We start from the raw sequence: 22030 nt of genomic DNA, 5'->3' as shown, positions 1-22030 counted from the left end.
GGCCTCACAAGGTGCGGGAGATCGCGATGCCGACATAATCGCGGTCACGATAAAGCTGGTCGTAGGGGGTTTCGCCGCCCATGAACTTCGCGTAGTTGAGAGAAATCTGCCAACTGGCCGGGTTTCGTACGAAATTCAGGTACAGGTTCATGCTGCTCGCGTCTTCGGTGAAGGTGGCGCTCAGGTTCGGCGTTCGCCCTCCAAGCGAGCGCGAGTAGAAGACGCCGGGCGTGACCTGCCAGCCCGGCAGCAACGTGCCGTCATAGGTCAGGCTGAAGTCCAGGTTGATGCCCGACGAGGTCTTGTCGCCACGGGACTTGGGCGCTGTCGCAGGATCCAGTTGCCAGGCATTGAGCCCTGGGGCGAGTGGTTCGCCATTGACCTCGTCATGCAGCCCGGGGTACTTGATGACCACCAGTTCCGATAGCAGGGTGCCCGTGCTGGCCCCGGTGAAATCGAGCAGCGTCGGGGAGTTGGACGGCGTGAAGCTGTAAAGACCGGTGAGGTGCCACTGGAATTTCTTTTCGTCTTTCCAGCATTTGCCCCCATTGCTGGAACACAGGTCGACCACAGGGTTGAGCATGACCGAATCCTTCGGCCGGTACGAAAGCTCCGTACCGACAGCCCAGTCACCGATCGGCATGTTGGCACTGACGCCATACATCATCCGGTTTTCCTGGTATTCCCAGGTGGGTGCCGCCGCGAACGTGTTCGGGTCAAGAATGGCGATGCGCAACGACGGCAACTTGTCGTGATAACGCATCACGTAGAAGCCATAGTTGATGTCGCTGTCTTCCGGCTGCCAGCGCAGCGAAAGGCCCCACTGGCCGCTGTCGCGGGCGTGCTTTTCGGAGAACCCGTAGCCTCCCCTGCCCTCGCCCAATGCGTTGGTGTTTGACCAATAGCTGCCCACCGGCGGCAACTCGCTCTTGTTCCAGCGGAACTGATAGTAGGCCTCGACGTTGACACCCGAGCCGAGGCCCGACGCGACACTGAGCATCGGTGCCGGCAGCACGGCCTCTTTGAGTTGCACGCCGGGGCGCGCCAAGGCCTGGTAGTCGTAGGCGTTGGTGTTGTTGATGCCACCGGCCACGAACAGGCTCTCGCCCCAGTTGATCACCTGGTTGCCCAGGCGCGCGCGGACCCGCTGCCCGCCTACGTCGAAGCCTTTGCTCACCCACAGGTCCAGCAGGCGGGCCTTGAAGGCAAGGTCGTCGCGGGCGTCGTCACTCAGCCCGTTGCTCCCGACGCTCTCTGGGGTGTTGAACGACAGCGTGCCGGTGGTATCGGTGGCCGCGAAGTCGCGGATCCAGGTGCCACGCGCCATGAAGGTGATGTCCTCAGGCATCTTGAGCAACAACTCATGGGTGCCCTTGAGGTAGTTGGTGAACAGGTCGCCGCGGTCGTAGTTCAGGTCGCCCTGGTCCGCCACGCCGGAGCTCTGCGCCAGGCAGCCGGAGGGCACGTTGTGCCCGGTCGGCCCTTGGTTGATCAGGTTGCAGCCCCGCGACTCCGTCCGCAGGCCCATGCCAGCGGTGATCGTGGAATCGAAGGAGCCAGTCAGGGTTTCGGTTTCAAAGGTGAACCCCATTGCCAGCGGGGTTGCGCACACGATGGCAAGGCCTGACGCTTTCGTCATTATTCTTTTCATGTTGGCTCTCGATCTGGCGTCGGTTTAGCGCTCGCTGATGGCTCGCAGGTTGTCGGAGGTGAAAAAGTCGCGTTTCAGGCGAGGGTTGCCACTGTCTTCGGTGATCCAGCGGATATCGTTCTTGCCGGCCCCGATCGAGGTCATGTCGAAGAGGTAACGACCATCGGCCAGGTTGTACTGGACCTGGGCCTGCACGTCGCAAGCGCCGGTCTCGTACACGGGGATCGAGAACCCTTCACGCACCTTCCAGATCTGCCCTTGCTTGTCGAAGTCGACGGCCAGCAGCGGGTTCCAGCTGTCCTCGTCGATGTAGAACATGCGCTTGGGCGCCTGGTGGCGCATGCCTTGACGGACATTCGCCTCAACGACCCAGACGCGATGCAGCTCATAGCGACGCGACTGCGGCGCGATCGAGTCGTTGCCGGCGAACGCCTCCACCTTGGCGGCGATGTCGTAGGCACCGAAATCGTTGTAAGGCACCAGCAGTTCCTGCTTGCCGACCAGCTTCCAGTCGAAACGGTCCATGGTGCCGAAGAAGACGTTCGCCTCGTCCACGGTGTACTGGTTGTCGAGCCCGATCTGTGGCGCGTCGTAGGAATACGACGGCATGCGGCGCACGCGACGCTGGCCGGGGAAGTAGTAGAAGGTCGTGGCCTGTTCGCCGGCCACAGCCGTTTGCACGGCGGATTGACCGGCCAGCGCCGCGGGCTCCAGGTAGTTGAAGAAAGTCGCGTTTTCCAGACGGCCGTAGGAGGAGAACAGCGCGCTGCCCTTCTTGCCCCAGGGGGTCAGGAAGAAGGTGTCGGTGGACTGATGTAACCACTCCCCGCCCTTGCGGGGAGAAATGCCTGAAATGCTCCGAGGGATTTCTACGCCGACGCCGCGATAGCGCATCTTCATGTTCCACATCACCTCTGCACCGGTAGTGGGCATCGGGAACGGGATACCCGGAACATGGGCTTCTTCAAGGGCGACACCGGAAGCATCGAGCTTGGCGAAGCCCACGTTCTGCCGGGTGTTCTCAGCCACGAAGTTCGGCGCGTCGCAGGTACGGCGGGTGGGGAAGACATCCATGCGATAGCCCGGAACCTTCTTGAACAGTTCCAGCTGGGCCGGTGAAAGCTGGCTCGCGTGTTGCGCCACATTGCTCGAGTCGATGCTGTACAGAGGCTTGTCGCCCTTGAACTTCCAATGCTCCCCTCGCACCTGGCCGTAGCTCCAGCCCGCCCCCTGTGGCCCTGGGGCAGCCCAGGCGGGAATATCCCCGCTTGAGTTGGCGGCGCTCTCGCCCCCTAGCGGCGTCAACTTCGAACCCAGCGCCTCTGCCCCCTGGGGCGCAGCCTGTACCGAACAGATAGCGGTCGAGGCCGCAAGGGTAACCAGCAACTGCCGGAAAATACGGCGGGTGGATTCGACACGTTCCGACCGTGCTTTGACTTCTTTCATTGGAGGATCCTCAAACAAAGGGCTTGGAGCGACTGCTCGACCTTTCAAGTGGGAAAATCGGCGCCTGCTACATCCTGATCACGCGACATGATCACTTGACCATGTCGCGTGATCAGTACGCAATCCACATGCCAGAATGCGTTATTGGCGGATTACGCTAGAGAAATCAGTGCGTTGAATTTATTTATCGATTAATGCAGGCCAGGCGCCTGCACCTTATTGGGAAGTAAGGAAACATGTGTTACTAAAAGATGCTTTTTTTAGTGCACCGACTAAAAGATTTACTACGTGCCACACGGAAACCCACCTGCTGTTCGCTTATCGAACGACATAACTAACGCAAATGATTCACCCATAAAAAAACCGCCCCTTGGGGCGGTAAAGAAGCAGGCTTTCGCCCGCCATGGAGTAACAGAAAATATCAAACCCTCATTCCGTCAGCCCGTGAACAGTTCGTTAACTACCCCGCACTTTAAAGGGGGTGAAGGATGGCATTCGATGGCACTTTCCTTGAGCGCTGAAGTGCCCCATAGGCATAAAACAACTGCACAATCGAATAGGACCACGTCAGGAAGGCGCAGGTCATGAAGATCATCTTGGTATCATCGCCCGGGATCGGGAAAAAGTCATACCGCAGCGCGATCGTCAGCCCCGCCGCGCCTCCCAGAAGAGTTGCCAGCGCATGCCCAGTCTCGCCAACACGTACCAGTCGCCAGATAAAGTAGACCAGGAACAACGTGTAGAGCGACCACATCAACATATAGAAATAGGGCAGCCACTCCTTGAAACCTGTCGACAGGTAATAAATGGCCGTCGCGGCAAAAGCGGCCATGAACAAGAGCACGTCCTTCGCCGGCGATGGCTTGTAATTGTGCGTCACCGCCATCAACCCGAGCGTTGCAATAACCGGCACGCCGACCCCGCGGGAAAACGCATCCAGAAAAATGGCCACATTATAATTGGCTTGCCATCCCGTGGCGATGAACGTCGTGAAGTTGGTTGCAGAAATACCTACAACCAAAAACTCCACGCCCAGCAGGTAATTCTTACGCCTTATAAATGCAACACCATAACCCAAGCCACTCATCACCAGCAGCACACATGAGATCAACGCAAACAAATCTATGAGTTCCACGATAACAGCCTCTGTCAAAAGGGTCGCGCCGTCGCTCTACCATGACGGGCATAGAACAAGCACATCCACTGCATTCAGCCCTTATTGGCTTTGTCTTTACGCACTTTTCTATCGGTCCAGTCATCCAGCAACTTGGCCGCCGCAAAGGCCGAATGTATGGCGCACCATTGCAGGGGTTCAGGCAGCATGGACGGCGTCTTGTGTTGCAGCGCCGCCAGCAACTCAGGCGCCTGGCCACTGATTTGCTCGGCAAAGAGCTTCCCGATCAACGATTGAGTGCCCAACCCATGGCCCGAGCAGCCGGTGGTGTAGTGAATGTTCTGTTTCGCGCCCATGGCGCCGATCACCGGCAGGAAGTCGTAGGCACCACTGACGTAACCACTCCAGCAGTGCTTGACGCCCAGGCCTTGCAACATCGGATAGCGCTCGCGCAGTACCTGTGCCAATGCGGTGTAGGCGTCGTGGTCCGGGATATTGGGCGTCTTCGACCCATAGGCATAACCTAGCTTCTTGACGGTCAACACCATTGTGCCGTGTGCCGTCAGCCGATGGCTCTCCATGGTGTAGTGCGGCGTGATGATCCCTTCCCGCCCTGGCCAGCCGAGGGCAGCCAACTGCTGCGTCGACAGCGGTTGGGTTTCGATTGCCGATACCCGAATCGCCGCGACCTTGTTGCGCAACACCCCCAGCTGCGGGGTATAGGCGTTGGTTGCCAGCACCATCACCGGGGCGGTTGCACTGCCATGGGCCGTCTTGCAGGTAATGACCGGCCCTTCGCTGAAGCTCAGCAACGGCGTGCGTTCGTAGAGCTTCACCCCCGCCTCGATGGCCGCGCGCCGCAGGCCGCCGATGTACTTCCCTGGGTTCAAGGTGCCACCACATTGCTCGGCGGCGAACAGAAACGCAGGGGGGATGCCCCGCGCACGCATCTCGGCACCGTCGACAAAGCGGCTCGTCGCTCCCAGTTTCTGCCCCAGCGCCATGTTTTCCCGCAAGCGCTTCTCCTGGCTGGAATGAACACCTGCCCGCAGCACGCCCGAAGGGTTGTAATCACAGTCAATACCCAAGGTCTTGAATCGACCTTCCACGTAGGGCACCGCTTCGTCATAGAGCCTGACGAACTGCGTCGCCTGCTGCACGCCCACGCGCTTGACGAACATGTCGTACTCGATACCCATGCTGCCCAGCAGGTAGCCGGCATTGCGGCCACTGGCACCGAAACCGGCGAACTCCTGTTCCAGTACGATCACATCCGCCCCGAGCGCCTTGAGTTCCAGCGCGGTCGACAGCCCGGCAAAGCCGGCGCCGATCACGATCACATCGGCCTGCGCGTGACCTTGGAGGGTCGGCTGCAGATCAGCCGGTTGCTCCACCCATCCCCCCAGACTGCGAAACTTCAACGGTACTGCGTCACCATCGGCCGCATTGTTCAACGCGTTCATTCGCGTCACTCCCAGAATTGTCAGAAGCCTTTACCCGGCTCGGAGAAAGCCGGCATGCCCAGGAGCTCTTGCGGGTCGCGCATCTGGCCATCGATTTCCACCCAGCCGAGCAACGTGGAACTGGCACTCCAGCCCAGCAGGCGTTGCATTGCACCTGGTAGCTGGCGAACACGTTCGACGGGAATGGACAGGAAGTGATTCTCTTCAAGGCGCAGGAAGGCCAAGTCATAGGCCATCGTCAGGCCAGTACGAGGGGAATCCGTCGTGTTGGCGCCACCGCCGTGATACACCGAGCCGATCCAGAGCAGCGCGGAGCCAGCCTTCATTTGCGCAGCGACGGTCTCTTCCTGGGTCGGCATCCGCTCGTCATCCCATTGATGGCTACCGGGGATGACGCGCGTCGCACCGTTCTCTTCGGTGAAATCTGAAATGGCCAGCATCATTTGCAGCCTGGCCTCACGCCCGTACTGAGGGTGCCGCCAGAGCGAAGTGGCATCGTCACGGTGCAACGGCTGGAGGCCTTGGCCTGGGCCAATCTGGATCGCCTGGGTGATGCTCAGTTGAATATCAGGCGCCATCTCGATGCGGTCGCTGCCCACCCAGACGTGGGTAGGGGTTTGCAGGATCTGCCTGGCCGTGCCGAGGAACAGCGGGTGCAATGCCACCTCCACGGCGGTGTCGCTGCGCCCGATGATGCGGGCCACACGACGGGTCTGGGTGCCGGCGAAATAAGGATCGACACCACAAGGCGTGACCTTCAGGTAGCTGTCCAGCTCATCGGTGAGGGATTTCAGCGTTGCCGGTGAAACAAAGTCGGCAATGATGACGCCACCGTCACGACGGATGATGTCCACCACCTGCTCGATCGAGGCGTCGCTGCTGACTGTGGAGAGCGCTCGTGTATCCATCTGCTTTCTACCTGTCTGGTTTTGTCATTGTTCTGTCCACCGAGGCCGGGCGACCTGGGTGGTGAACTCATCATTACCGAACATGGTCACGTGATCAAGTCGTTTGATTTGAATTTTCCGTACCCTACCGTGCCCATACGGAATGGGATTGCATCGACTCATGGATTGAGGCTTGACCTTGCGCTAGCATTCGTCACCGTCAACGCCGGGCCAAGGGGCCGGCGGCAATACCGAAAAGGGAGAACGCTCAATGGCTCGGATTGGTGCTGAAGAGCGCAGGCAGGACTTTATCGAGGCCACCGTGAAGGTGATCGCGGAACATGGGGTGGCCAACGCCACAACCCGGCGAATCGCTGCGGCCGCAGATTCGCCGCTGGCATCGTTGCACTATGTCTTCCACACCAAGGACGAGCTGTTCTATGCGGTCTACGAGTCCTTGATCAACATGCCGCAACAATCGTTGCAACACGTGCCGACTGGCGCCACCGCGGCGGAATCGGTCGGGGAAATGCTGCGCCAGCTGGTCAACTGGTTCACCGCCCACCCGGAAATGGCCACCACGCAGTTCGAACTGTTTTGCTGGAACCTGCGCAACAACCCGGAGATGGCAACCAAGATCTATGCCGTTTCCCTCGAAGCGGCCCAGCAGGCCATCGTGAAGGTCACCGACGGCGCGCTGGATCAGGCAGCACTGACCACTATCAGCCGCTTGCTGATCAATCTGTTCGACGGCCTGATGCTCGCCTGGTCCGCCCACGGCGACCGCGCACGCCTGGAGGCCGAGACCGAGACCGCCTGCCAGGCAGTCAAGTTGCTGGTGGCCAGTTACTGAGGCCCCACAGGATTCGCCGTGCTGCGTCGCTGCACGGCGATCCACTCCCCCTCCGGCCCTTAAAGCCGCAGCGCCTCCTTCGAACGTACCGATGACGATATCTACCAGACTGACCCTGTCTGATCGCTGATCGGCGAAGCAATAGGTGCAAATCATCCTGAAATAGCAGTGACGTGGTGCATTTTGCACCTTGTCCCACCCCTTCCTCGACTCTATTCTGAGTCAAATGATCAAGTCAAAAGATCAGTCTCTATAACACAACAATAGGAGGCGACATGTCCTCTCACACTGCTCTTCCGGTTGAGCCGCTCGATGTTCTGATCATGGGAGCCGGTGTGTCTGGCATCGGCGCGGCGGCCTACCTGCGACGCAATCAGCCGAACAAGACCTTTGCCATCCTCGAGTCCCGCGAGCGCGTGGGGGGGACCTGGGACCTGTTCCGTTACCCCGGCATCCGCTCCGACTCGGACCTCTACACCTTCGGTTTCGACTTCAAACCCTGGACCAAGGCCAAGTCCCTGGCGGACGCCGCAGACATTCTCGAGTACCTGGCCGAAGCCATCGACGAGCACCAGCTGGCCCCCTTCATTCAGTACCAGCAGAAGGTCATCTCGGCCAACTGGCAAAGTGAAAAGGGCCTGTGGGCGGTGCGCATCGAGGATGGCCAGACGGCGCAGGTCCGCATGCTCGAATGCCGCTGGCTGTTCAGCGCAGGTGGCTACTACCGCTACGACCAGGGTTTCACGCCCCGCTTCGAGGGCACCGAACAGTTCAAGGGCCAGATCATCCATCCGCAACACTGGCCGGAAGACCTCGACTACACCGGCAAGCGCGTCGTGGTCATTGGCAGTGGCGCCACTGCGGTAACCCTGATTCCGGCCATGGCCGACAAGGTCGCCAGCATCACCATGCTGCAGCGCACACCCTCCTACATCATCAACCAGCCTGCCAACGATGGGGTTGCAGCGTTCCTGCGCAAGGTCCTGCCCGCGCAAACCGCCTATTCCCTGACGCGCTACAAGAACGCCAAGATCACCCTGGCCTTCTGGGGCTTCTGCCAGCGCTTCCCCAAGCTTTCGAAGAAACTGCTGCTGTGGCTGACCCGCAAGGAGTTGCCGAAAGACTACCCGGTCGACGAGCATTTCAACCCGCCCTATAACCCTTGGGATCAGCGCCTGTGCTCGGTGCCCGAAGGCGATTTGTTCAAAGCCATCAGTGCGGGCAAAGCCGACATCGTCACCGATCATATCGAGCGATTCACCGAGCACGGTGTATTGCTCAAGTCAGGCAAGATGCTCAAGGCCGATATCATCGTCACCGCAACGGGGCTGAACGTGCAGCTGTTCGGTGGCATCACCCTGCACAAGGACGGCAAACCGGTCGTGCTCAGCGAGACCCTGGCCTACAAAGGCATGATGCTTTCCGGGGTGCCCAACTTCGCGTTTGCGCTGGGCTACACCAACTCTTCCTGGACCTTGAAAGTCTGCCTGTTGTGCGACCACTTCTGCCGCTTGCTGGGCTTGATGGAGCGCCAAGGCTACAACGTCTGCGAGGCCAAGGCGCCGGATGGCATCGAAACCCGCCCGTTGCTGGACTTCGGTGCCGGCTACGTGCAGCGCGCCCTGGCCAGCATGCCGCGCCAGGGGCCACGCGAGCCCTGGGTGATGTCCATGGACTATTTCCGCGATGTCAAAGTACTGCGCCGCGGCACGGTGGCAGACAAGTGCCTTTCTTTCAGCACCGTGACCAACACGCCATTGCGTGCCGGCGTTCAGTTGCAGCAGCAAGGTAGCCGCCGATGAGCACCGATCGCTTCTGCGAATTACCGGGCGAGCGCAGGCTCTGCTACCGCAGCCATGGCGACGAAAGCGCCCCGGCAGTCCTGCTCATCGTCGGCCTCGGGCTGCAACTGACCTACTGGCCGCAAGCGCTCATCGACGGCCTGGTCGAGCAAGGCTTGCGGGTCATCACGCTGGACAACCGTGACGCAGGCCGCTCATTCTTCACGGATGTAGCTCCCCCCACGACCCTGCAGCAGTTCCTGCGCAAGCGCACGCCCGGTTATGACCTGGGGGACATGGCCAACGACGTGATCGGGCTCATGGACGCATTGCATCTGGAAGAGGCGCATGTGGTGGGGATGTCGATGGGCGGCATGATCGCCCAGACACTCGCCGCACGTTACCCGGAGCGTGTCAGCACACTGACCTCGATCTTTTCCACGACAGGCTCACTGCGTGTCGGCCAGCCGGCGCTCAAAGCCCTGTTCCAGCTCCTGCGCCGCCCGCCGCGCAACCAGCACGAAAGCGTTCGCGACTACGTGGACATCATGGGCCTGATCGGGTCGCGGCTGGAGTGGAACGAGCCGGCCTTGCGTGACTACGCCATGCAGGCCTGGCCGCGAGGTGGCGGTGAGGCCGGCAACCTCGGCACCGCCAGGCAGATCGGCGCGATCATCAACTCCGGTGACCGTACCGAGGAGTTGCAGCGGATTCGCTGCCCGACACTGGTCATTCATGGGGACAAAGACCTCATGGTCGCCACCAACGGCGGGTTCGCCACGGCGTCGGCAATTCCCGGCGCCAACCTGGTGCTGCTGCCCGGGATGGGGCACGACTTGCCGACATGCCTGTCGGGCACGCTGCTGTCCCTGCTGACGGGGCACATGCGCTAACACGGATTTCCTTTTAGGGGCGCGTCGCTTGGTCGCCCCTCTTTTTATTCCGCTGGAGGCTTTTCGCAACACGTTTGACCCGAACTTAAAACAACAACATTCCGGCCTGTGCGTCAGCGCCCGGCCCACATCACACGCCTGAGCCGTTGACCACGGCCAGGCGCGGGTGATCCTCCACTGCCCTTTCAACAATGACAACAATTGAGCAAGAGGTACGTATGGAATTCAAGTTCTTACTCCCCAGCAAGATCGTGATGGAACCCGGCCTGCGCGAACGCACCGGTGAACATCTGCGGGACCTCGGCCTGGCACGTGTACTGATCGTGACCGATGCCGGGGTCAAGGCGGCAGGGCTGCTGGACAGCATCTACACCAGCCTGGACAAGGCCGGCATCGCCTTCGAAGAAGTGGCGGACATCAAGGCCAACCCGCGCAGCGAAGACATCAACCACACCGCGCAACGCTATCGGGGCACGGGTATCGATGGCCTGCTGGCCGTGGGGGGTGGCAGCGCAATGGATGCGGCCAAGGCCATCAGCCTGCTGCTCACCCATGAGGGTCGGATCGAAGACTACGAGGGGTCATTCACGCTCACCCGTGCCATCCCCCCTATCGTCGCCATCCCGACCACGGCAGGCACCGGTAGCGAAGTCACCTGCTTCTCGGTGATCACCGACACCGCCCGCCATTTCAAGATGAACGTCCTGGACTACCGCATCGGCCCGGTACTGGCGTTGCTCGACGCCCACATCACCGACACGCTGCCATCGTCGATTGCCGCCGCAACCGGCATGGATGCCCTGACCCATGCCATCGAAGCCTACACCTGCCGCGTGGCGAACCCGATCAGCGATGGCCTGGCGCTGCATGCCATCCGCCTGATCAGCCAGCACCTCAAGGCGGCCGTGCAGGAGCCCGACAACCAGGCCGCCCGGGAGCAGATGCTGGTGGCCAGCCTGATCGCCGGGATGGCCTTCGGCAACGCCGACGTCGGCAGCGTGCACTGCATTTCCGAGGCCATCGGTGGCATGTACGACACGCCCCACGGCGTGGGCAACGCGATCTTCCTGCCCTTCGTATTCGGCCACAACCGTGACGCCGATATCGTCCGCCATGCCCAGGTGGCCTACGCGCTGGGGATCGACCCCACGCTGTCACCGGTCGACGCCGCCGAGGCCGCCGTCGGCCACCTGTTCCAGATGAGCAAGGACCTGGGCATTCCCCGCTTCGCCGAGGTCAAGGGTGTGCGCGAGGGCGACTTCCTGACCATTGCCGAAAAGTCCAAGCAGAACTTCTCGGACGCCAGCAATGCCAAGGCGATGTCCGTAGCGGCCTACCACGACATCATCACCACCGCTTACCACTTCGTCGCGTAAGAGGGCACTGTCATGAGTCAGTCAACCCCCGACGCCTCGTTGAGGCGCACCCTGGGCCCGTTTTCCGTGCTGCTGTTCGGCCTGGCATTTCTGGCCCCGCTGATCGTCTTCGGCACCTATGGCGTGATCACCCAGGCCAGCGGCAACACCACGGCCATGGCCTACCTGGTCGCAGCCACCGGCGTAGTGTTCACGGCCTTGAGCTATGGCCGACTGGTCAGGGTGTTCCCGGTGGCAGGTTCGGCCTACACCTACACCCGCAAGATGCTCAATGCCAACCTCGGCTTCATGGTGGGCTGGGCCGCCCTGCTCGACTACTTCTTCATCCCGATGCTGATCTGGCTGCTCGGCGCCAGCTACCTCAACATGGCGTTTACAGAAGTGCCCCAGTGGGTGTGGATCACGGGTTTCATCGTCTCCACATCGCTGCTCAATGTGCTCGGCATTCAGGTGGCCAACCGCTTCAACGTGCTGTTGATGGTGGTGCAACTGGTCATCATCGTCGTGTTCATAGGGCTGTGCGTGCACTACATCGTGGCGGCCAACGGCCCTGGCGGGCTGCTGTCGGCCAAGCCGTTCTTCAATCAGGACGTGCCTTTCGCCACCAGCATGGCCGGCGCCGCCATTGCCGCGTACTCGTTCCTGGGCTTTGACGCGCTGTCCACGCTGAGCGAAGAAACCCGCGACCCCGGCCGCACGCTGCCACGCGCCATCCTGCTGGTCGCGCTGATCGGCGGTTCGGTCTACGTCGGTTCCTCGTACTTCATGTACCTGGCGCACCCCTCGCCCACGTTCGAGCTGGTGGACGGGGCCGCCTTCGAGATTGCCCGGATGATCGGCGGCGACCTGTTCTTCGCTGTGGTCCTGGGCGGGATCATCGTCGCCCACTTCGCTGCGGGGATGTCATTCCAGGCCAGCGTGGGTCGGCTGCTCTACGCCCTTGGCCGGGACAACCAACTGCCCCGGCGCTTGTTCGGCGCGCTGCACCCTCGCTACAAGACCCCGGCCTTCAACATCCTGCTATGCGGTGTATTCGGCACCGCCGGGTTTGGCCTGACGATCGCAACTGCGACGTCCCTGGTCAACTTCGGCGCCTTTCTCGCCTTCACCGCCGTCAACCTCTGCGCCTTGCGCCTCACCTTCGATGCGCGCATCAAGGATGGCGCCGGACTGGTGCGTGGGGTGCTCTGCCCCCTCATCGGCCTGGTCACGGCCGGGTGGATGCTGGCCAGCCTGGACAAAGACGCGCTGATCATGGGCAGTTGCTGGCTCGCCCTTGGGCTGATCTACCTCGCCTGCCGGACCAGCCTGTTCCGTAACCCGGTCCCCGACGCCCTGGCGTAATGCACGCCACCTTTCCATCGAACGCTCTGACGACAATCCCAAGGCAGGCCACAGGCCTTGCCGTGCAAAGACGAGAATCGACATGCAAACAAAGCTCCTGATCAATGGCGCCCTGGTGGCCGGCGAAGGCGACGACCTGGCCGTTTACAATCCGTCCCTGGGCAGCGTCCTGGTACACACCAACGAGGCCAGCGATGCCCAGGTGCATGCCGCGGTAAAAAGCGCGGATGCGGCCTTCGAAGCCTGGTCGCAAACACCACCCAAGGACCGTGCGGCACTGCTACTGACCCTCGCCGACCGCATCGACGCACAGGCCGTGACGTTCGCCCGCCTGGAGGCGGATAACTGCGGCAAGCCGTTCACGGCCGTGCTGCAGGACGAACTGCCCGCCGTGTCGGACGTGTTCCGCTTCTTCGCCGGCGCCGTTCGCTGCCTGCAAGGCTCGGCGGCGGGCGAGTACATCCCGGGGCACACCTCGATGATCCGCCGCGACGCGGTCGGTGTCGTCGCCTCCATCGCGCCGTGGAACTACCCGTTGCTGATGGCGGCGTGGAAGCTCGGCCCGGCCTTGGCCGGCGGCAACACCGTGGTCCTGAAACCCTCCGAGCACACCCCGATGAGCACCTTGAAGCTGGGGGAGCTGCTCGCCGAGATCTTCCCCGCCGGGGTGGTCAACATCGTGCATGGGCGCGGCGCCACGGTGGGTGAGCCGCTGACCAGTCATGCTCTGGTGCGCATGGTGTCGCTAACCGGTTCGGTACGTACCGGAAGCCGCATCATCGAAGGCACGGCCGACAGCGTGAAACGCATGCATATGGAGCTGGGGGGCAAAGCCCCCGTGCTGGTCTTCGACGATGCCGACATCGACGCCGCCGTCGAGGGCATCCGCGCCTTCGGCTTCTACAACGCCGGCCAGGACTGCACCGCCGCCTGCCGCCTCTATGTACAGAAGGCAGTCTACCCAGCGTTCGTTCGCAAGCTCGGCGAAGCGGTCGCCAGCATCAAGTGCGGGCTTCAGGACGACCCGGCAACCGAAATGGGCCCGTTGATCACTCACGAGCACCTGGAGCGAGTCGAGGGCTTCGTCAACCGCGCCAAGGAGCTGCCGCACATCGAGGTGGTCACCGGCGGCAAGCGCGTGGCAGGAGCCGGATTTTTCTTCGAACCCACAGTCCTGGCCGGCACCACGCAAGCGGACGAGGTGGTGTGCCGCGAAATCTTCGGCCCGGTAGTCACCGTCTCGTCCTTCGAGGACGAAGCCCAGGTACTGGCCTGGGCCAATGAATCGGACTACGGCCTGGCCTCTTCGGTGTGGACCGCCGACGTGGGGCGGGCACATCGCCTGGCCGCCCGCCTGCAGTACGGCTGCACCTGGGTCAACACCCACTTCATGCTGGTGAGCGAGATGCCCCATGGCGGCGTGAAGCTGTCGGGGTACGGCAAGGACCTGTCCATGTACGGCCTGGAAGACTACACCGTGGTCCGCCACGTGATGTTCAAGCATTGACCGCCCCACGACACCCCATCATTGCAAGAGGTTATGCATGAACAACATCGAAACGTTCGAACGGCTCGAATCCAACGTGCGGATGTACTGCCGCGACTTGCCGCTGGTGTTCGATACCGCCCAGGGCAGCAAGATCCGCGGCGAGGATGGCCGCGAGTACCTGGACTTCTTCGCCGGCGCCGGCGCCCTGAACTATGGCCACAATGACCCGCGCATGCGCGATGCGTTGATCGCCTACCTGTCGGCCAACGGCGTGACCCATGCCCTCGACCTGCACACCACCACCAAACGCCAGTTCCTGGAGTCGATCGAACGTGACTTGTTCGAGCCTCGCGGCTGGGACTACAAGGTGCAGTTCACCGGCCCGACCGGTGCCGACGCCGTCGAGGCGGCACTGAAGCTGGCGCGCAAGGCAACGGGGCGCACCAAGGTCGTTTCCTTCTACGGCGCCTACCACGGCATGACGGCCGGCGCGCTGGCCGTCACTGGCAATCGCACGCGCCGAGGCCCCGGGCTGTCCACCGACGTGGTGTTCGTGCCGTACGAAGACAGCCCTTATGGCGCATTCGACAGCATCGGCTTCCTCGAGCGCCTGGCCAACGACCAGGGCAGCGGGTCGGAACTGCCGGCCGCCGTGATCGTGGAGTCGGTGCAGATTCAGGCAGGCGTCTACCCAGCCTCCAACCTGTGGTTGCAGCGCTTGCGCCAGTGGACTGCCGATCACGGTGTGGTGCTCATCTGTGACGAGATTCAGGCCGGCTGCGGCCGCACGGGCGACTTCTTCGGTTTCGAGCGCTCCGGGATCGTGCCGGACCTGATCACCTGCGCGAAATCGATCGGCGGCTTTGGCCTGCCGATGGCGATCGTGTTGATCCGCGCCGGGCTGGATATGTGGGAACCGGGCGATCACATCGGTACCTTCCGCGGCAACCAGCTGGCCTTCCTGACCGCGCAGATCGCGCTTGGCTATTGGCGCGACGAGCAGTTCCTGAAGGTGCTGGCCGACAACAGCGCAGCCATGACCCGTGCAGTTGCCGGTTTCGCAGAGATCCCGGGCGTCGCCTCCGCCCGCTCGCGCGGCATGATCGCCGGCATCGACTTCGGTCGCGGCAACGTCGCGTTCGCCAAGGATGCCCAGCAGCGTGTGCTGCAGGCGGGTGTACTGGTCGACCGCTGCGGCCCGAACGGCGAAATCATCAAGCTGATGCCGCCGGTGAACACCCCGACCGACCAGCTCGAACATGGCCTGAAAGCCTTCGGCGAATCGGTCGCGGCAGCGCTTAGCCAGTAACCGCGGGGTTCTGCCGTGCGCTCTGTGGCGGTAAACAGTGCGCACGCAACCTGCCCACTTGCGGGCGCCTCTGCCTGCGACAGGAACTTGAGCCAATGAACACCACCCCCTCAACGGTCCACAACGACCTGGCCTCACTCATCCACCCCAACACCAACCTGGCGCAGCATCAGGAAGTCGGGCCCTTCGTGATCGCCGGCGGCGACGGCGTGCGGGTCTTCGATGAACAGGGCAACGCCTACATCGAGGCGATGTCGGGCCTGTGGAGCGTTGCCTTGGGCTTCAGTGAACAGCGCCTTGTCAACGCCGCCGTCGAGCAGTTCAAGCAACTGCCCTACTACCACAGCTTCAGCCACAAGACCAATGCCCCGGCGGCAGCGCTCGCCGCCAAGCTGGCCGAGCTGGCGCCGGGTGACCTGAACCATGTGTTCTTCACCAACTCAGGCTCCGAAGCCAACGACTCGATGGTGAAGATGGTCTGGTACGTGAACAACGCGCTGGGCAAACCGCACAAGAAGAAGTTCATCTCTCGCCAGCAGGCCTACCACGGCGCCACCGTCGCTGCCGGGAGCCTGACCGGCATCCCCTCGATTCATCGTGACTTCGACCTGCCGGCCATCCCGGTTCATCACCTGACCTGCCCGAACTTCTACCGATCTGCTCGGCCAGGAGAAACGCAAGAGGCCTTTACGGTCCGTCTGGCGAACGAACTGGAACGCTACATCCTTGCCGAAGGGCCGGAAACCATCGCTGCCTTCATCGGCGAGCCGGTGATCGCGGCAGGCGGCGTGATCCCCCCTCCCACAGGTTACTGGGCGGCGATCCAGGCAGTGTGCAAGCGCTACGACATCCTCGTGGTGATCGACGAGATCGTCACCGGATTTGGCAGGCTCGGCACGATGTTCGGGGCTCAGTTGTACGACATCCAGCCCGACATCATGGTGCTCTCCAAACAACTCACCTCGTCCTACCAGCCGCTGGCGGCTGTGGTGGTGTCCGACGCCATTAACGATGTTCTGGTGAGCCAGAGCCGGCGCCTGGGGGCATTCGCCCACGGCCTGACCTGCACGGGCCACCCCGTCGCCACGGCGGTTGCGCTGGAAAACATCCGCATCATCGAAGAGCGCGACCTGATTGGCCATGTGCAGCATCTGGCCCCCGTGTTTCAGCGCCACCTGCGCGCGTTCGAAGACCACCCGCTGGTCGGCAACGTCCGAGGCGTCGGGCTGATAGGCGGGATCGAGCTGGTGGCGAACAAGGCCACCGGCCAACCGTTCGCCCAGCCAGGTGCATTGGGTGGCTATGTGTTCAAACAGGCCCACAAGCATGGGCTGATCATTCGCGCCATCTACGACACGATCGCGTTCTGCCCGCCGTTGATTACCACCCAGGACGATATCGAGGCGATCTTCATCGCCTTTGAGCGGACGCTGGCTGACACGACGGATTGGGCACGCTCACAGCACCTGCTGTGAGCAAAGGCTGCATCTGATGGCTACTCAAGTAAAACAACAATCAAGAGGGTTTGACCGTGCGTGAACAAAATGATGAAAGCTTTGAATTTGATGTGTCCGTGGTCGGGCTCGGTGCCATGGGAACGATCATGGCGCACGCGCTGCTCAAGCAAGGTAAACGCGTGGCGATCTGGAACCGATCACCCGGCAAAGCCTCGGCGCTCGTCGCCGCGGGTGCTCACCTGTGCGACAGCGCCGAGGCCGCGCTGGTTGCCAGCCCGGCCACGATCTTCGTACTGCTGGACAACCAGGCGACACACGCGGTGCTCGGGATGCCGGGTGTGATGCCTGCACTGGCCAATCGAACGATCGTCGATTACACCACCAACGCCCAAGACGAAGGCCTGGCGCTTCAGGGCCTTGTCAATCAGGCGGGCGGCCATTACGTCAAAGGGATGATCGTGGCCTACCCCCGTAACGTCGGCCACCGCGAAAGCCACAGCATTCATACCGGCGATCATGAAGCCTTCGAGCAGCATCGGGCGCTGCTTGAGGGGCTCGCCGGCCACACAGTTTTCCTTCCCTGGGACGAAGCAATGGCCTTTGCGACCGTCCTTCACGCGCATGCGTTTGCCGCCATGGTGACGTTCTTCGAGGCCGTGGGGGCCGGCGATCGTTTTGGCCTGCCTGTTTCGAAGACGGCAAAGCTCCTGCTCGACACATCACGTTTTTTCGTCGCTGACGCACTGGAGGAAGCCGTACGCCGGCTCGAAACGCAAGACTTCGAAGGCGACCAGGCGAGGCTCGATGTGCATGCGGACGCCTTCGCGCACATTGCCCAATCCCTGCACGCACAAGGCGTCTGGACCCCGGTATTCGATGCGGTGTGCCAGGTCGTGCAGCGTGCGGCTGCAATGGGCTACGGCGACCAGGACATCGTAGCCACGACCAAGTCATTCGCACGCGAGCAAAAGCCAGGGCAATAACCGTGCTTTCTCGGATTGAACCCGAAAACAACAACTATAAAAAACGCCGGAGGATCCTATGCGCCGATTTGGTTTTCTACTTGCCGTGTTAACACTGGCCATTTTCCTGAGTGCCCTTCTTGCCCCGCGGCCGTCCCTGGTCAACCGGGGTACGGAGCAGCACATGGGGCATCCGATTACCAGCATCGGGGAGATCTTCAGAGGTTACTAGAGAGGTATCACACGGCCGCTGGCACTCCTGCGCTAGCGGCCGCTGAGCAGCAGTTGCACTCGATCAATGCTCGGCGTCGGCGATCTGCGCCTCCTGTTGCCGGGCCCACTCACGCAGGATGAACTTCTGAATCTTGCCAGTGGCGGTCTTGGGCAGGCCCACGAGCGACACATGGCGCGGCGCCTTGAAGTGCGCCAGACGCTCACGGCACCAGCGAATCAGATCGTCCCCGGTGGCCAGTGCATCAGCGCGCAGCGTGACGAAAGCGTGAGGCGTCTCACCCCAGCGCGAATCCGGACGCGCCACCACCGCAGCCTCGACCACCTCCGGGTGCTGGTAGAGCACTTCTTCAATCTCCAGCGAACTGATGTTCTCGCCGCCAGAAATGATGATGTCCTTGGCCCGGTCCTTGATTTCCACATAACCGTCCGGGTGCAGCACGGCCAGATCGCCCGTGTGCAGCCAACCGTTGGCCAACGCGGCACGGGTCGCCTCCGGGTTGTGCAGGTAGCCTTTCATCACCGTGTTGCCCCGCACCACCAGTTCGCCAAGGGTAAGGCCGTCGGCCGGCACCCGGCGGCCGGTGTCCGCATCCAGCACCGTGGCCTCTTCAAGCATCGGGTGAGCGACGCCCTGGCGACTCATGAATTGGGCCCGGGCTTCCAGTGGCAACTCGTCGACACCCGGCTGCCACAGGCACAGGGTGCTGGGGCCGTAGCTTTCGGTCATGCCGTAGGCGTGGGTGATGCTGAAGCCGCGTGCCTCCATCGCGGCTATCACCGCGCTGGCTGGCGCGGCGCCGCCAGTGATCACCGACACCGGCCCGCTCGGCACGCCGGCGCGCTCGGCATGGATCAACATCGACATCACCACCGGCGCAGCGCTCAAATGGGTCACGCCATGCACGGCGATCGCGGTGTGGATCGCTTCGGGCTGGACCTTGCGCAGGCACACATGGGTGCCACCGGACAGGGTCACCGCCCAGGTGTGGCTCCAGCCGTTGCAGTGGAACATTGGCAAGGTCCACAGGTAAACGCTGCGCGGCCCGAGCTGGAAGATCAGCGCCCCGGCGCAGGCGTTGAGGTAGGCGCCGCGGTGATGCAGCACCACACCCTTGGGGTCACCCGTGGTGCCAGAGGTGTAGTTGATGGCGATCGACTGCCATTCATTCTGCGGCGCGCTCAGCGGCCTGGCCGGGTCGCCCTGGGCCAGGAACGTCTCATAGTCCAGGTCGTCGGCCAGCTCGCCCGGCTCGGCCGCGTCATCGTCGATGCCCACCAGCAATGGCGGTGTGTCGAGCATGGCCAGTGCCTGATGGACGACTGCGCCGAACTCGCGATCGCAGATCAGTACCTTGGCTGCGCAATGACGCAGGATGAAGGCAATGCTGCGCGCCTCCAGGCGGATATTGATGCACACCAGCACGGCGCCCGCACCGGGCACGCCATAGTGCGCCTCGAGCATTTCAGGGATGTTCGGCGCGAGTATCGCCACCCGCTCGCCCGGCTGAACGCCAACCCGCTCCAGCGCACTGGCCAGGGCGCGGCTGCGCTGGTGCAGCAGCTGGTAGCTGTAGCGCCGCTCGCCATAGACCACGGCCTCACGCAGCGGGTACACCTGGGCGGCGCGCTTGAGGAACGACAAGGGTGAAAGGGGCACATGGTTGGCTTCGTTGGGGGCAAGCTCATGTTCGAAGGTTGGGTGAATCATCACTGACACCCCATCGACAGGTTATCCAGGCATTGAAGGTACATAAACTTCTCCTGCTTATTGTTGTTCTCGCCTCAGGCGTGGGTCCGCGTCAGATCACAGGCTGCTGCACAGATGCCCGCCATCGACCACGATCTCGGTGCCGCTCATGGCCCGCCCAGCATCGCTGGCCAGCAACAGCAAGGCGCCGTCCAGGTCCTGCGGCTGGCTGAAGCGCCGGCTGGGGATACGCGAGCGCAGCTTCTCCCCGGCCTCGCCGGCCAGGAAGGCATCGTTGAGCTCGGTCATCACGTAGCCCGGCGCCAGGGCGTTCACCCGGATGCCATGGCGCGCCAGTTCCAGGGCCATGGCGCGGGTCAGGTGGGCAAGCCCGGCCTTGGCCGCCAGATAGGGGCCGACGGCGCCGGCCACGCGGCTGGCGAGGATCGAGGTCACATTGATCAAGCTGCCGCCCTGCCCCGCGGCGACCATCCGCCGGGCGCACTCCTGGGCCACGGTCCAGGCCCCTTTGAGGTTGGTGTCGAGCACCCGGTCCCAGCTCTGGTCGTCGCAGGCCAGCAGCGACTGGCTGTCGCTCACCCCGGCGTTGTTGACCAGCACATCCAGCGGGCCGGCGGTGTCGAGCACCCGGCACACATCGTCACGGCAGGTCACATCCAGGGCCAGGGCCCGCGCGCGACCACCGGCCAGCTCGATGGACTCGACCAGGCTCTGCAGCGGCGCCAGGCGCCTGGCCGTCACCACCACCTCGGCACCGGCCGCCGCCAGGGTAGTGGCGAAATGTCGGCCAAGGCCACTGGAGGCGCCGGTCACCAGGGCGCGGCGCCCATCAAGGGCGAACAGTCGGGCAACAGTCGGCTGCATCAGTGGGCTCCCGGGCGCTGGTCGAGGAATTTCTTCGCCAGGCTCATGCGGTGTACTTCGCTCGGGCCGTCGTAGATGCGGAATGGGCGAATGTCGCGGAAGATCCGCTCCACCACGGTCTCCCCGGTCACACCACGCCCGCCCAGCACCTGTACGCAGCGATCGACCACCCGCCACAGCGCCTCGGCGCTGATCACCTTGGCCATGCTCGAATCGACATTGGCGCGCTGGCCTTGGTCGAGCACCCAGGCGCAGTGCCAGACCGCCAGGCGCACCACATGCAGGTCCATCATGTTGTCGGCCAGCATGAAGCCTACGCCCTGATGCTCACCCAGCGGCTTGCCGAACGCGTCGCGGGTGCGTGCGTAGTCACAGGCGATGTCGTGGGCCCGTCGCGCAGCGCCGAGCCAGCGCATGCAGTGGGTCAGGCGCGCCGGTGCCAGGCGCACCTGGGCATAGCGGAAGCCCTTGCCGATCTCGCCCAGCACATCGCTGGCCGGTACCCGCAGGTTGTCGAAGCGCAGTTGCCCGTGGCCGCCGGTGAAGCAGCTGTCCAGTGTATCCAGCTGACGTTCGTGGATGATCCCGTCGCGCTGCATGTCGGACAGGAACATGGTCGCCGAGCCATCCTCCATGCGTGCCATGATGATCGCGAAGCCGGCGCCGTCGGCCCCGGTGATCAACCATTTGCGGCCGTTGATCAGGTAATCGTCGCCATCACGGGTGGCGGTAGTACGCAGCATCGATGGATCAGACCCCGAACCCGGCGCCGGTTCGGTCATGGCGAAGCACGAACGCACGTGCCCCTGGACCAGAGGCCGCAACCAGCGGTCCTTTTGCGCTTCGGTAGCTACCACGTCCATCAGGTGGATGTTGCCTTCGTCCGGGGCATGGATATTCAGCGCCACCGGGCCCAGGGGCGAGTAACCGGCCTCTTCGAAGACGATGGCCTTGGCCGCATGGCTCAGGCCCAGCCCACCCATTTCGCGGCTGGCATGAGGCGTCAGCAGGCCCGCTGCCTGGGCGCGGGCCTGCAGGTCCCGGCGCAGGGCGTCACTGGGGCCGTGGGCATCCTGGCGTGGGTCGTTTTCGACCGGAATGACCTGTTCGGCAATGAAAGTGCGGGTTCTGGCCTGCAGTTCGAGCAGTTCGTCTGGGAGGGCGAAGTTCATGATTGTCCTTGTTCGTGCTTGTCGGTC

General features: G+C 62.7%; 17 protein-coding genes. 9 read left to right on the top strand and 8 right to left on the bottom strand.

Going from position 1 to position 22030, the window contains the following annotated elements; all coding sequences use genetic code 11:
• Positions 1-4: 4 nt before the first annotated feature.
• From N430_RS12940 to N430_RS12920, 5 genes are all read right to left on the bottom strand, one after another.
• Positions 5-1651 carry a DUF1302 domain-containing protein gene (locus N430_RS12940; protein WP_371922775.1) on the bottom strand — a complete coding sequence of 549 codons (1647 nt, stop codon included), beginning with the start codon at positions 1649-1651 and terminating at the stop codon, positions 5-7.
• Positions 1652-1675: 24 nt separating this feature from the next.
• Positions 1676-3097 carry a DUF1329 domain-containing protein gene (locus tag N430_RS12935; RefSeq protein ID WP_110637593.1) on the bottom strand — a complete coding sequence of 474 codons (1422 nt, stop codon included), beginning with the start codon at positions 3095-3097 and terminating at the stop codon, positions 1676-1678.
• 472 nt (positions 3098-3569) lie between these two features.
• Complete coding sequence (locus tag N430_RS12930) at positions 3570-4217, bottom strand: hypothetical protein (protein ID WP_110637691.1); 648 nt, start codon at positions 4215-4217, stop codon at positions 3570-3572.
• Between the two features lie 89 nt (positions 4218-4306).
• Positions 4307-5674, bottom strand: coding sequence for an FAD-binding oxidoreductase (locus tag N430_RS12925; protein ID WP_110637594.1), 1368 nt, complete (start codon positions 5672-5674; stop codon positions 4307-4309).
• Positions 5675-5694: 20 nt separating this feature from the next.
• On the bottom strand, positions 5695-6582 hold the full coding sequence (locus tag N430_RS12920; protein WP_110637595.1) for a phytanoyl-CoA dioxygenase family protein: 888 nt from the start codon (positions 6580-6582) through the stop codon (positions 5695-5697).
• A gap of 250 nt (positions 6583-6832) precedes the next feature.
• Between N430_RS12920 and N430_RS12915 the strand changes: the two genes are divergently transcribed.
• From N430_RS12915 to N430_RS12875, 9 genes are all read left to right on the top strand, one after another.
• Positions 6833-7414 (top strand): TetR/AcrR family transcriptional regulator, encoded by a 582-nt coding sequence (locus N430_RS12915; protein ID WP_010953715.1) that lies wholly within the window; start codon positions 6833-6835, stop codon positions 7412-7414.
• A 275-nt stretch (positions 7415-7689) separates the two neighbouring features.
• A complete protein-coding gene (locus N430_RS12910; protein ID WP_110637596.1) occupies positions 7690-9216 on the top strand; it encodes an NAD(P)/FAD-dependent oxidoreductase in 1527 nt (508 codons plus the stop codon).
• The gene (locus tag N430_RS12905) at positions 9213-10088 is read left to right on the top strand and encodes an alpha/beta fold hydrolase (protein WP_110637597.1); all 876 of its coding nucleotides are present in this window, start codon (positions 9213-9215) and stop codon (positions 10086-10088) included. Before N430_RS12910 ends, N430_RS12905 begins: the two co-directional genes overlap by 4 nt.
• A 218-nt stretch (positions 10089-10306) precedes the next feature.
• The gene (locus N430_RS12900) at positions 10307-11464 is read left to right on the top strand and encodes an iron-containing alcohol dehydrogenase (protein WP_110637598.1); all 1158 of its coding nucleotides are present in this window, start codon (positions 10307-10309) and stop codon (positions 11462-11464) included.
• A 12-nt stretch (positions 11465-11476) separates the two neighbouring features.
• Positions 11477-12808, top strand: coding sequence for an APC family permease (locus N430_RS12895; protein ID WP_110637599.1), 1332 nt, complete (start codon positions 11477-11479; stop codon positions 12806-12808).
• An 82-nt stretch (positions 12809-12890) separates the two neighbouring features.
• Positions 12891-14315 carry a gamma-aminobutyraldehyde dehydrogenase gene (locus N430_RS12890; protein WP_110637600.1) on the top strand — a complete coding sequence of 475 codons (1425 nt, stop codon included), beginning with the start codon at positions 12891-12893 and terminating at the stop codon, positions 14313-14315.
• 37 nt (positions 14316-14352) lie between these two features.
• Positions 14353-15606 (top strand): diaminobutyrate--2-oxoglutarate transaminase, encoded by a 1254-nt coding sequence (locus tag N430_RS12885; protein ID WP_110637601.1) that lies wholly within the window; start codon positions 14353-14355, stop codon positions 15604-15606.
• 95 nt (positions 15607-15701) lie between these two features.
• Positions 15702-17081, top strand: a complete 1380-nt coding sequence (locus N430_RS12880) for an aspartate aminotransferase family protein (RefSeq protein ID WP_110637602.1) — start codon at positions 15702-15704, stop codon at positions 17079-17081.
• 56 nt (positions 17082-17137) lie between these two features.
• Entirely contained in the window at positions 17138-18046 is a 909-nt protein-coding gene (locus N430_RS12875) for an NAD(P)-dependent oxidoreductase (protein ID WP_110637692.1), read from the top strand.
• Positions 18047-18320: 274 nt separating this feature from the next.
• On the opposite strand, the gene N430_RS12865 is transcribed toward N430_RS12875, so the two are convergent.
• From N430_RS12865 to N430_RS12855, 3 genes are all read right to left on the bottom strand, one after another.
• Positions 18321-19967 carry an AMP-binding protein gene (locus tag N430_RS12865; protein WP_110637604.1) on the bottom strand — a complete coding sequence of 549 codons (1647 nt, stop codon included), beginning with the start codon at positions 19965-19967 and terminating at the stop codon, positions 18321-18323.
• A 96-nt stretch (positions 19968-20063) separates the two neighbouring features.
• Positions 20064-20831, bottom strand: a complete 768-nt coding sequence (locus N430_RS12860) for an SDR family NAD(P)-dependent oxidoreductase (protein WP_110637605.1) — start codon at positions 20829-20831, stop codon at positions 20064-20066.
• Complete coding sequence (locus N430_RS12855) at positions 20831-22003, bottom strand: acyl-CoA dehydrogenase family protein (protein WP_110637606.1); 1173 nt, start codon at positions 22001-22003, stop codon at positions 20831-20833. The genes N430_RS12860 and N430_RS12855 overlap by 1 nt, the downstream gene beginning before the upstream one ends.
• Between the last annotated feature and the right edge of the window lie 27 nt (positions 22004-22030).

The sequence above is a fragment of the Pseudomonas sp. CC120222-01a genome (assembly GCF_003097235.1).
Classification (GTDB): Bacteria; Pseudomonadota; Gammaproteobacteria; order Pseudomonadales; family Pseudomonadaceae; genus Aquipseudomonas.
The sequence above is the reverse complement of the archived record's forward strand: the minus strand, read 5'-3'. Positions and strand labels throughout refer to the sequence as shown.